General features: G+C 71.9%; 9 protein-coding genes. 4 read left to right on the forward strand and 5 right to left on the reverse strand.

Annotation, left to right across the window (positions count from 1 at the left end; translation table 11 throughout):
• The first annotated feature begins 304 nt into the window (after window positions 1-304).
• Window positions 305-1831, forward strand: a complete 1527-nt coding sequence (locus AB0I21_RS34250) for a glycosyl hydrolase family 18 protein (protein WP_360567390.1) — start codon at window positions 305-307, stop codon at window positions 1829-1831.
• A gap of 87 nt (window positions 1832-1918) precedes the next feature.
• Here AB0I21_RS34250 and ndk read toward each other — a convergent pair whose 3' ends face one another.
• Window positions 1919-2332, reverse strand: coding sequence for a nucleoside-diphosphate kinase (gene ndk / locus AB0I21_RS34255; protein ID WP_354901747.1), 414 nt, complete (start codon window positions 2330-2332; stop codon window positions 1919-1921).
• Between the two features lie 236 nt (window positions 2333-2568).
• Here ndk and AB0I21_RS34260 point away from each other — a divergent pair, with 236 nt between their 5' ends.
• Window positions 2569-5034, forward strand: coding sequence for a VOC family protein (locus AB0I21_RS34260; protein WP_360567391.1), 2466 nt, complete (start codon window positions 2569-2571; stop codon window positions 5032-5034).
• Here AB0I21_RS34260 and AB0I21_RS34265 read toward each other — a convergent pair.
• The 4 genes from AB0I21_RS34265 to AB0I21_RS34280 all read right to left on the reverse strand — a co-directional run bounded on the left by AB0I21_RS34265 (window position 5031) and on the right by AB0I21_RS34280 (window position 10382).
• Window positions 5031-6002: a YafY family protein gene (locus AB0I21_RS34265; protein ID WP_360567392.1), complete on the reverse strand. Its 972-nt coding sequence runs from the start codon at window positions 6000-6002 to the stop codon at window positions 5031-5033. The two genes, AB0I21_RS34260 and AB0I21_RS34265, sit on opposite strands and share 4 nt — an antisense overlap.
• Before the next feature lie 3 nt (window positions 6003-6005).
• Window positions 6006-6350, reverse strand: coding sequence for a DUF4233 domain-containing protein (locus AB0I21_RS34270; RefSeq protein ID WP_360567394.1), 345 nt, complete (start codon window positions 6348-6350; stop codon window positions 6006-6008).
• A complete protein-coding gene (locus AB0I21_RS34275; RefSeq protein ID WP_360567407.1) occupies window positions 6347-7615 on the reverse strand; it encodes a folylpolyglutamate synthase/dihydrofolate synthase family protein in 1269 nt (422 codons plus the stop codon). Before AB0I21_RS34275 ends, AB0I21_RS34270 begins: the two co-directional genes overlap by 4 nt.
• Before the next feature lie 148 nt (window positions 7616-7763).
• Window positions 7764-10382 (reverse strand): valine--tRNA ligase, encoded by a 2619-nt coding sequence (locus tag AB0I21_RS34280; protein ID WP_360567396.1) that lies wholly within the window; start codon window positions 10380-10382, stop codon window positions 7764-7766.
• A gap of 73 nt (window positions 10383-10455) precedes the next feature.
• On the opposite strand from AB0I21_RS34280, the gene AB0I21_RS34285 reads away from it, so the two are divergent.
• Both AB0I21_RS34285 and AB0I21_RS34290 read left to right on the forward strand, forming a co-directional pair.
• On the forward strand, window positions 10456-11322 hold the full coding sequence (locus AB0I21_RS34285) for a hypothetical protein (protein ID WP_360567398.1): 867 nt from the start codon (window positions 10456-10458) through the stop codon (window positions 11320-11322).
• Between the two features lie 85 nt (window positions 11323-11407).
• Entirely contained in the window at window positions 11408-12034 is a 627-nt protein-coding gene (locus tag AB0I21_RS34290; RefSeq protein ID WP_360567400.1) for a hypothetical protein, read from the forward strand.
• The last annotated feature ends 95 nt before the right edge of the window (window positions 12035-12129 follow it).

Raw genomic sequence — 12129 nt, forward strand, 5'->3', positions numbered from 1 at the left:
AACCTTCGCAGGTCCGCGGTACCACCCCGCTTGCCACCTGACGGTGGCCGCTCGTTGGCCGGCTGTGACGGACCGGTGCCCGTCCGGTTCTACTGAGGCCGCCGATGACCCGGCGGCCCGTTCTTCCGGAGGCTCGCCGGTGATGGCCGGGTCGACGCCTGTGCGTCCAGGGTACCGCGTCGCGCATCCAGGTTTCCCCGGCTGCCATAAAGAATAGTAAAGAAACCTTGACATTAATTCCCCGCTGGAGTTTCGTGACACCAAACGTCGACGCCCATCGACGTCACCCCCACCTGGAGCCACGATGCGTCCACGCACTATCGCCCTGCTCGCGGGCACCGGAGCGGCCGCGCTGACCCTCGCCGGGGTCGTGATCGCGCTGCCCGCCTCGGCCGCCGAGCTGCTCACCAACCCAGGCTTCGAGACCGGCAACGCCAACAGCTGGAGCTGCGAGCCGTCGGCCGCGGTCACCTCCGGCGGCGCCCGGTCCGGCAGCTACAAGCTCACCGGCACGCCCGGCGGCACCACCGCCCGGTGCCAGCAGACGGTGTCCGTGCAGCCGAACACAAAGTACACCTTCTCCGGCTACGTCAACGGCTCCTACGTGTTCATCGGCGTCACCGGCGGCGTCGACGCCAGCACCTGGACGCCCGGCACCGGCGGCGCATACTCGCAGCTCTCGGTGTCGTTCACCACCGCCGCGACGCAGAAGACGGCGGTCGTCTACGTCAACGGTTGGTACGGGCAGCCCGCCTACACCGCGGACGACTTCTCGCTGAACGGCCCCGGCGGCACCCCGCCGACGACGCTCGAGCCGACCACCCCGTCCGCGTCCCCGTCGCGGTCGACCTCGCCCTCGCCGTCGGTGTCGCCGTCGGTCTCGAAGTCCCCGTCGACCTCGCCGTCACCGTCGACCTCGACGCCGCCCAGCCCGCTGCCGAAGCACTTCCTGACCGGCTACTGGCAGGACTTCGTCAACAGCGCGGCGAAGCTGAAGCTGCGTGACGTCCCCAGCGAGTACGACCTGATCGACGTCGCGTTCGCCGAGACCGGCTCGCAGCCGGGCCAGCTGACCTTCGCGGTCGACCCGCAGCTCGCCTCGGCGCTCGGCGGCTACACCGACGCGGAGTTCAAGTCCGACATCGCCACCCTGCACGCCCGCGGCAAGAAGGTCATCCTCTCCGTCGGCGGCGAGGCCGGACGGGTCAGCGTCGGCGACGCGGCCGCCGCGACGAACTTCGCCAACAGCGCGTGGGCGCTGATGCAGCAGTACGGCTTCGACGGAGTCGACATCGACCTGGAGAACGGGCTCAACCCGACCTACATGGCCCAGGCGCTGCGCTCGCTGCGGGCCAAGGCCGGCGCGAACCTCATCATCACGATGGCGCCGCAGACGATCGACATGCAGTCCACCGGCAGCAGCTACTTCGCGCTGGCACTGTCCATCAAGGACATCCTCACGGTGGTCTACACCCAGTACTACAACTCCGGCGCGATGCTCGGCTGCGACCAGATGGCCGCGTACTCGCAGGGCACCGTCAACTTCATGACCGCGCTCGCCTGCATCCAGCTGGAGAACGGGCTGCGCCCCGACCAGGTCGCCCTCGGCCTGCCGGCCGGCCCCGGCGCCGCCGGCGGTGGCGTGGTCGCCCCGGCCCTGGTCAACCAGGCGCTGTCGTGCCTGGCGTCCGGCACCAACTGCGGCACGTTCAAGCCGCCGCACACCTACCCCGGCATCCGGGGCGCGATGACCTGGTCGATCAACTGGGACGTCACGAACGGCAACAACTTCGCCAAGACCGTCAAGCCGCACCTGGCGACGCTGCCCTAAGGCTTTCTTCCCCAACACAGTGAGGAGGGCGGGTGTCCCAGCACCCGCCCTCCTCGCCATTCAGGTCTCGCCCATTCAGGGTGATTTTTATTCCGCGAGCTCCGGGAACCACAGGGCGATCTCACGCTTCGCGCTGTCCACCGAGTCGGACGCGTGCACGAGATTCTCCCGGTTGGACAGCGAGAAATCGCCGCGGATGCTGCCCGGCGCGGCCTTCCTGCCGTCGGTCGAACCGATCAGGGTGCGGATGACGGCGATCGCCTCGTCGCCCGAGACGACCAGCGCGACGAGGTCGCCGCTGGTCATGAAGTCACGCAGCGGCGGGTAGAAATCGCGCTCCACGTGCTCGGCGTAGTGCTGGTCGGCCAGGGTCCGATCCATGGTGCGCAGCCGCATCGCGTCGATGGCGAGGCCCTTGCGCTCCAGGCGCCCGATGATCTCGCCGACGAGTCCACGGCGCACGGCATCAGGCTTGATCAAAACGAGCGAACGCTCGGCCACGAGGTGCCTCCAAGATGGGTCCGGTTCGCCCCCGAGCCTACCCAGCGTCACCGAACCCGACCCGCCCGGGTGCCGAAGACTTCCGTTCCGGCGATGATCAGGCATAGCCTGATGTCAGTCGTCTGGGGAGGTCGACTTTGCCGTCCAGCAATCGTGCGCAGGACACCGGCACCAGGAAACTCGTGATCGCACTGCTCGTCGTGGTCGGTAGTTTCCTGGCATTCTGCGGACTGGGAATGACCAACGCGTTGGTGGTCGCGTTGGGCATCATCCTGGCCGCGGCCGGTCCGGTGCTGATCCTTGTCCTCAACTCGCGCAACAAGGTGCGGCAATACGTCTACGGCACAGCGAGGGTCGCCGATATCTCGCCCCGCCCGACGACCGACGGACGCACCGCCCGCGGGCGGCTCAAGCTCGTCGTCAGGGCGACGGGCATCAACGGCGTCACCGTCTCCACCGTCGACCCGGCCATCCCGCTGGACAAGTGGCCCGACGCCGGCGCGACCCTGCCGGTCCAGGTCCTCAAGGGCAACCCGCGCAAGCTCGCCGTCGTCTGGGACAAGGTCCAGTCGCACCAGGACGCCCAGGCGTCGGAGCGGCGCCCCTCCGGCGGCGGCGCCCCGCGCTACTCCGTCGACGGCGACGAGCTCGACGTCGTCGACTCCCCCACCGACGACTACGAGCGCGAGCGTGAACGCGCCAGGGTCGCCGCCGGCGGCGCTGTGGGTGGCCCGGTCGGGGGCTCAGGCAGGGGGCCAGGCGGTGGCTCGGTCACGCCCTTCGAGCGGCCCGCCGAAGACCTCCCGCCCGACAACCGGCCCACGCTCACCGACCTCCCCCCGATCGCGGCGCCGGTCATCGAGCCGGTCCGGCTGTCGGGGCGCGGTGACCGCACCGGCCAGACCCGGCCCGCCCAGCGGCCGACCTCCCCCGCGCCCGGCGGCACCGGCGACCCCGCCGGCACGTCGGGATTCGCGGCACCGGCGGCGGTCGCCTTCACCAAGACGGGCTCGCAGGCCACCGGCTCGCCCACGGCGAGCGCTTCGCCCACGGCGACCGGCTCGCCCACGGCGGCCGCCTCGCCGGCATCGGCAGGCGGGCAGGCGACGACCGGGGAGCACGCGCTGGCCGGGGAGCACGCCGGGGTCGGGACCGTCACCGCCGCGCCCGTCAGCGGGGCCGGGGTCGCGGATCCCGCCGCCGGCGCCCAGGCCGCGCACGCGGGTGTCGTCACCGATGACACCCCGCCGATGGTGGTGCGCCTGCCGTCCAACCCGGTGCGGGGCGGCGACCGGCGCCGGCCGAGCCCGCGTCCCCGCCCCGGCACCCACGACCGCGCACCGGCGAGGACCGTGGAGCCGGCGGTCGCCCCCACCCCGGAGGAGACCCCGGCCGCGGTCACGGAGGCCGCGCCGTCGTACACGATCCCGGAGGCGGGTTCCACCCTCTCGCCACCGCCGGACCTGCCGTCCTCTGACCAGCCCTCTGAGCAGGCCTCTGAGCAGGCCTCTCAGCAGGCCACGGAAGAGGCCACGGAACAAGCTCCGGAGCTGACGCCCGCGGTGCAGGACGTCGAGACCGCCGTCGAGGGGGGTGTCGAGCAGCCCGCCGACGAGCCCGCGGGCGCCGCCGCTCTTCCGCCGGGGATCACCTGGTGGCCCGACCGCGAGACCGAGCAGCTGCCGACCCGGCTCCCGCACCTGGAGCACATCCAGGTGCACGACGCCGAGCCGCCCACCGACACCGCTCCCACCGACACCGCTCCCACCGACCCGACGCCCACAGACACCACTCCCTCGGACTCGGCCCCGGCGGACAGCGACCCCGCCGACCCCGCCGACACCGCCGACACCGCCGACACCGCGCCCGCGGGCGGCACCGACGAGTCGGCACCCGTCGTGGGGCCGGCACCGGTCGTCGGGGCGTCGCCGGTCCTCGGGCCGTCGCCGGCCGGGCCGCCGACGCCGCTGCGGTCGGCGAACGAGGCCGCCGCCGGCGACCCGGCGAGCAACGGCAACGCCACCGTCCGCCCGTGGGGTACAGGCGACGCCGGCGGGCGCACGACGTCGGCGTGGTCGAGCAACGGCCACTCGCGCGACGCCACCCCGCCCGGCACCGGCGTGTTCGACACCGCGCCCGCGTGGCCGAAGCCCGGCACCGCGCTGCCCGGCGGCGACGACGATGACGAGGAGCCGGTCGCCCCGAACCCTTACGCCACCGAGCACTACGTCGGCGACTCGCCCGAGGACCAGCTGGAGGAGCAGCCGCCGTCCGAGGGCGCGGTCGGGCAGTTCCTGGCGACCGAGCAGCGGCAGCAGCCCAACCCCCTCGACGGCGTCAACGGGGTGAGCATCACGCTGATCGTGTCGGACCTGGAGCGGTCCCGGCGGTTCTACCGCGACACCCTCGGCCTCACCGAGCTCGACAGCGGCGACACCGCCGCGGTCCTCGCCACCGGCGACGCCAGGGTCGTGCTGCGCCGGGTCGCGGACATGCCGCCGGTCGACCGCCGGGTCGTGCACCTCAACCTCGAGGTCCCCGACGTGTACGAGGCGTACGAGCGGCTCCGCGAGCAGGGCGTCGACTTCGTCCACCGGCCGCGGGTCGTGCCGCAGGGCGAGCAGCTGGAGCTGTGCTCGGCGACGTTCCGCGACCCCGACGGCCACGCGATCGCGCTGACCAGGTGGGAGCTGCGGCGCTAGCCGGAGTAGCGGCGGAGGGTCTCCTCGGCGGTGCGGCGCATCAGTTCGCGCAGCTCCGCCGGGGCGAGCACCTCGACGTCGGGGCCGAAGCGGCCCAGGTCGACCCGCACGTGCTCGAAGGTCTCGATCGGCAGGACGATCTCCACCCAGCCGTCGGCGTCGGGCGGGCCGGCGGTCTCGCGCAGGGCCCGTTCGGCGACCGGGCCCAGCATCCACCACATGCTCGCCGCGCGGGGGCCGACGCGGACGGTGGCCTCGCCCCCGCGGTACAGGGTGCGCTGGAGCCGATCCGACCACCCGGTCCAGTAGTCGCGCAGGTCGAAGCCTTCGGGCCGCTCGAACCGCTCCGGCAGCACGTCGACGGCGTCGACGCGGGAGATCCGGTAGGCGTTGACGCGCTCCCGTCCGCGGGCGACGACGTACCAGGCCGTGCCCTTCAGCACCAGGCCGAGCGGCTCCAGGGTCCGTTCGACCTGGGTGCCGTCCCACTTGCGGTACGACACCCGCAGCCGCCGCTGGTCCCACACCGCGCCGGCGACGGCGTCGAGATGCGGCGGCGCCTCCGGGTCGCGGAACCAGCCGGGCGCGTCGACGTGGACACGCTCCTGGATGCGCGCCGCCATGGTGCGCTGCTCCTGGGGCATCGCCGCGAGGAGCTTCAGCTGCGCCGCGTCGAGCGTCGGCCCGAGGCCCAGGTGCCCGGCGGTGGCGCCGCTGCCGGCGAGGAAGAGCGCGGCCGCCTCGTCGGTGGTCAGCCCCGTCAGCGTCGTGCGGTAGCCGTCGACGAGCTGGTAGCCGCCGGCGGGCCCGCGGTCCGCGTACACGGGAACCCCTGACGCGGAGAGCGCCTCGATGTCGCGGTAGACGGTGCGGATCGAGACCTCGAGCTCGTCGGCGATCTGCTGCGCGGTGAGCCGGCCCCTGGTCTGCAACAGCAGCAGCGTCGAGAGCAGCCGGCTCGCCCGCATGCGTCAGGGTTTGTTCGCGTAGACGGCTCGCCGCACGTACAACACGTAAGCCCACGTCAGGCCGAAGACGATGCCGAGGGCGAGCAGGGACCAGTGCAGGGCGCCGCCGGCGAGCAGCGCGACCGGCACGACCAGCGCCGCGTGCCATGCCCATCCGTGCCGCAGCAGCCCGCAGAGGGCGAAGCTGAGCACGGCGAGCCCGCCGCAGAGCCACAGCGCGCCGGCCGACTGGCCGAGCTTCGCCAGGGGCAGCAGCGCGAGCAGCAGGACCAGGCCGAACACGACGAGCGCGGACGCGCCGACGCCGCGAACGGCGCCGCCAGGGTTCTTCAGTCCGGTATTGCTCATCGCTTCAGCAGCCCGCGGGCGTCGGCGACGGTGACGACCGAGCCGGTGACGAGGATGCCGATCGAGCCGGGGATCGCGTTGTCGGACTCGGCGAGCGTGACGGCCGCGTCGATCGCGTCGGCGAAGTCGGACACGACGTGGACCCGTTCGGGCCCGTACAGCTCCTCGGCGATCGCGCCGAGCTGCGCGGCCGACATGGCCCGGGGCGAGCTGTTGCGGGTGCAGACGATGCTCTCGGTGATCGGCTCCAGCAGCTCCAGCATGCCTTCGACGTCCTTGTCGGCGAGGGCCGCGACGACGGCGACGAGGCCGCTGAACGCGAACTCCTCGTTGAGCGCGCGGACGGTGGCCTGCATGCCGACCGGGTTGTGTGCGGCGTCGACGAGGATCGGCGGTGACTTGCGGACCCGTTCGAGCCGGCCCGGTGAGGTGGCGCCGCCGAACCCCTCGCGGACGGCGTCGGCGCTCAGCGCCCGCTCGTTGCCGGCGCCGAGGAACGACTCGACGGCCGCCAGAGCGATCGCCGCGTTCTGCGCCTGGTGCTCGCCGTGCAGCGGCAGGAAGACGCCCTCGTAGGTGCCGGACAGGCCCTGCAGGGTGAGGACCTGCCCACCGACGGCGAGGTCGCGCCGGACGACGCCGAACTCGCGGCCCTCCCGGGCGATGGTCGCGCCGACCTCGGCGCAGCGCTCCAGGATCGGGCGCATCGCCTCGTCCGGCTGCGCCGCACAGATCAGGGTCGACCCCTTGTGCACGATGCCGGCCTTGGCGAGCGCGATGTCCTCGATGGTGTCGCCGAGCCACTCGGTGTGGTCGAGGCCGATCGGGGTGATCACGGTCGTCTGCGCCTGCAGCACGTTGGTGGAGTCGTCGGCGCCGCCGAGGCCGACCTCGACGACGGCGACGTCGACGGGCGCGTCGGCGAACGCGGCGAACGCCATCGCCGTGGTCATGTCGAAGTACGTCAGCGGCGCGTCGCTGCGCGCGTCCAGGTACTCGGCGAGGGGCTGGACCTCGTCGTACACCTCGACGAACCGTTCCTCGGTGATCGGCTCGCCCTCGATGCTGATGCGCTCACGGATCGTCTGCAGGTGGGGGCTGGTGTAGCGCCCCGTCCGCAGGCCGTGCGCGCGCAGCAGCGAGTCGATCATCCGGGCCGTCGAGGTCTTGCCGTTGGTGCCCGTCAGGTGGATCGCCGGGTACGCCCGCTGCGGGCTGCCCAGCGAGTCGAGCAGGGCCTCGATCCGGCCGAGGTCGAACACCATCCTGGTGAAGCCCCGGCCGTTGAGCTCCTGCTCGACCTCGTTGAAGCGACCCGGTCCGCTCACGCCGCCCCCTCCGCTGCGCTACGGCGACGGCGTGAACTCCACCCTGTGATGCTGGTTCGCGGTCCTCCGCTGCGCTCCGGCCCGCTCACAGCGCGTCCAGCTGCCCGTTGATCCGGGCCAGATCGGTCTCGGCGGCGGCGAGCCGCTGGCGGATCTTCTCCACGACCGCGTCGGGTGCCTTGTCGGTGAACGCCGGATTCTCCAGCTTGGCCCGGCACTGCGCGGCTTCCTTCTCCGCGGCGGCCTTGTCCTTGCCGAGCCGGGCCCGCTCCGCGGCGACGTCGATCGTGCCGCGGGTGTCGAGCTCGACGGTGACCCCGACGCCGACGCTGAGCTTCGCGGTGGCCGCGAACTCCGCGCCGGGCGCCTCGAGCCGCGCCAGGGACCGGATGAGGCCCTCGTGCGCGGACAGGCCGGCGGCATCGAGACCCTCGAGCCGGGCGACGACCCGCTGGGCCGGCTTGACGCCCTGGTCGGCGCGGAACCGGCGGACCTCGGTGACGACCCGCTGCAGGTCGGCCACCTCCCGCTCGGCGGCGTCGTCCACCAGCGTCTGGTCGGCGACCGGCCAGGCGGCCCGCACCAGCGTCGGCGCGCCGGTCAGCGTCGTCCACAGCTCCTCGGTCACGAACGGCGTGATCGGGTGCAGCAGCCGCAGCAACTGGTCGAGCACGTGACCCAGCACCCGCTGCCGCTGCGGCGTCATGGCGCCCTTCGACAGCTCCAGGTACCAGTCGCAGACGTCGTCCCACGCGAAGTGGTAGAGCGTGTCGCACACCTTCGCCAGCTCGAACGCCTCGAACTGCTCGTCGACCTCGGCGATGACGTGCTGGAGCCGGGACAGGATCCACCGGTCGACGGTCGACAGGTCCTCGATGGGCAGGTCACCTTCGACGGTCGCGCCGTTGGACAGGCCGAACCGGGTGGCATTCCACAGCTTGTTGCAGAAGTTGCGGGCGCCCTGCACCCACTCCTCGCTGACCGGCACGTCGGCGCCCGGGTTGGCGCCGCGGGCGAGGGTGAAGCGGGTCGCGTCGGCGCCGAACCGGTCGATCCAGTCGAGCGGGTCGACGACGTTGCCGAACGACTTCGACATCTTCTTGCCGTGCTGGTCGCGGACCATGCCGTGCAGCATGACGACGTCGAACGGCTGGCGGCCGTCCATCGCGTACAGGCCGAACATCATCATCCGGGCGACCCAGAAGAACAGGATGTCGTAGCCGGTCACCAGGACGCTGGTCGGGTAGAACTTCGCCAGGTCGGGGGTCTCGTCGGGCCAGCCGAGCGTGGAGAACGGCCACAGCGCCGAGGAGAACCACGTGTCGAGGACGTCCTGGTCCTGCGTCCAGCCCTCACCCGCGGGCACCTGCTCGTCGGGGCCGACGCACACGACCTCGCCCTGCGGCCCGTACCACACCGGGATGCGGTGCCCCCACCACAGCTGCCGGGAGATGCACCAGTCGTGCATGTTGTCGACCCAGCCGAAGTAGCGCTTGGTGAGCTCCGGCGGCTCCACCCGGACCCGGCCGTCGCGGACGGCGTCGCCGGCGGCCCGCGCCAGGGGCTCGGTGCGCACGAACCACTGCAGCGACAGGCGCGGCTCCACGGTGGTGCCGCACCGCTGGCAGTGGCCGACGGCGTGGACATACGGCCGCTTCTCCGCGACGATGCGCCCCTCGGCGCGCAGCGCGGCGACGACGGCGGGCCGCGCCTCGAAGCGGTCCAGGCCGAGGAACGGGCCGTGCACGGTGATGACGCCGTGCTCGTCCATGATGGTGAGGCTCGGCAGGTCGTGCCGCTGGCCGATCTCGAAGTCGTTGGGGTCGTGCGCGGGGGTCACCTTGACCGCGCCGGTGCCGAACGCCGGGTCGACGTGCGCGTCGGCGACGATCGGGATCCGGCGGCCGGTGAGGGGCAGCTCGACCTCGGTGCCGACGAGGTGCTTGTAGCGCTCGTCGTCGGGGTGCACGGCCACCGCGGTGTCACCGAGCATCGTCTCGGCCCGCGTGGTGGCCACGACGATCGCGTCGGCACCCTCGCCGTAACGGATCGAGACCAGCTCACCGTCGTCGTCGGAGTGCTCGACCTCGATGTCGGACAGCGCGGTCAGGCACCGGGGGCACCAGTTGATGATGCGCTCGGCCCGGTAGATGAGGCCGTCGTCGAAGAGCCGCTTGAAGATGGTGAGGACGGCGCGGGACAGGCCCTCGTCCATGGTGAACCGCTCACGGCTCCAGTCCACGGAGTCGCCGAGGCGGGTCATCTGGCCGAGGATCTTGCCGCCGGACTCGGCCTTCCACTGCCAGACCTTCTCCACGAACGCCTCGCGGCCCAGGTCGTGCCGGGACTGCCCGGACGCGGCGAGCTGCCGCTCCACGACGTTCTGCGTGGCGATGCCGGCGTGGTCCATGCCGGGCAGCCACAGCGCCTCGAAGCCCTGCATCCGCTTCCGGCGGGTGATCGCGTCCTGGACCGTGTGGTCGAGGGCGTGACCGATGTGCAGCGAGCCCGTCACGTTGGGTGGGGGCAGCACGATCGTGAACGGTGGCTTGTCGCTGGCCGCGTCGGCCTTGAACAGACCGTCGGCCACCCATCGCTCATACCGCCGCTGTTCCACCTCGCCGGGCGCATACTGGGCCGAGAGCACCGAGGCAGTGGGGGCGGTCGGCTCGGCGCTGCCGGGCGTCCGTTGAGTCTCCGTCACAACAGCGAGTCTAGAACTTCGCGCGTGGGGTCTACGCTCGCCATTGCCCCCTCACTCAGGAGACTGATCGACGGTGACTTACCCGCCCCGCCCGTCCGACGACGAGCCCCACTCGCAGCCGTTCCAGCCCCAGTCGTACGACCTGGCGCCGGAGTTCGGCACGCAACAGGCTCCGAGCGGTGGGTCCTACCCCCAGCAGCCCGGCCCGTACGGCCCGCCGCAGTCGTATGCGCAGCCTCAGCAGCCGTACCAGCAGCCGGCGTACCAGGACCCGTACCAGGCGTCGGCACCGCCGTTCCAGCCGTCTGCACCGCCGTTTCAGCCCGCGGCGCCGTTCCCGGGGCAGGGCCCGGCCTTCCCGCCGCCCCCGCCGCCGCGCCGGGGCAAAGGGCTGAAGATCACACTCGGGATCCTGGGCGCGCTGTTCCTGATCTGCGCGGTCGGCTGCGGCGTGTTCCTGTACCCGATCATCGACGCGTCCGGCACCACGGTGACGGCGCCGGAGACGCTGCCGGGCGGGCTGAAGAAGGAAACCTCCGACGAGATGCAGACGATCGTCGACCAGATGGAGCGTGATCTGCGCAACGACGTCGGCGACGTGGACGAGGTCGCGGCGGGCATCTACAGCACCGGCGACCCGCAGAAGCTGGTCGTGATCGTCGCGGCGACCTCCACGGTCGTCTTCCCCGACGACGAGATCGAGGACGCGTTCAAGGGCTTCAACTCCACCGGCGGCAGCGTCGGCGGACAGACCAGCTACCCGGCCGGCGACCTGGGCGGCACGGTGAAGTGCGCGAGCGGCACCGAGGACGAGCTGCCGATGACCCTGTGCGCCTGGGCCGACCACGGCAGTGTCGGCATCGGGGTGTTCATCGGCCGGGACCTCGGGGAGGCCTCGGACCTGTTCCTGCAGATCCGCCCGGCGGTGGAGTCCCGCTGATCGCGTTTTCCGCTGATGTACCGGTGGGGTCGGGCCGCTGCGGTCCGGCCCCACTGTGCGTGCGGGGCCTTGCTAGGCTGCGCCGATGGTCGATCTTCCGGGCATCTCCGACGCGGATGAGCCTGATGACGAGCCGCGTTCTTCCGTCAACGTGAAGAAGGTGGCCATCGTCTGCGGGGCCCTCGCCGGCGTGGCCCTCCTGGGCTCCGCGGTCGTGTACGGCCCGACGGTCTGGCGGGTGACCCAGCAGAGCGACACCAAGGTGTCCACGCCGACGCAGATCGGCTCCTACACGCTGTTCTCCACCGACGAGGCCGCTCAGGCCTCCGAGTACGTCCGGGACGCGATCGTGACCGAGGTCAGTCTCGACGAGAGCCTCGGCGCCATCTACCGGGAGCCGAACGGCTCCGAGACCCGCACGGTCATCCTCGTGGCCGGGACCGGCCGCATCTGGAAGCCGGAGCGGTCCCTGGACGGTGCCTTCAAGGCCGTCGCCGGCGCGGACACCGCGATCCGCGGGGTTCATGACGTCGACGCCGGCGACCTGGGCGGGGTGGCCCGGTGCGGCGAGATCGACGACAAGGACGGCGTGATCGCCGTGTGCGGCTGGGCGGACAACGGTTCGCTCGGCGTCGTGGTGCTTCCCGGCAGCAAGACGGCGGACGCGGAGAAGGCCCTGTCGACGATCCGGCCGGCCGTCGAGAAGCGCTGACCCGCGGCTTCCGCTTTCAGCGCCTTCTGGCGCTGTTTCTGGTCTGGAAATGCGAGTAGCCCCAGCCGTGAGGCTGGGGCTACCGCGAAATTTTG

Origin of the sequence: Dactylosporangium sp. NPDC050588 (assembly GCF_040654975.1) — a bacterium.
Lineage (GTDB): Bacteria > Actinomycetota > Actinomycetes > Mycobacteriales > Micromonosporaceae > Dactylosporangium > Dactylosporangium maewongense.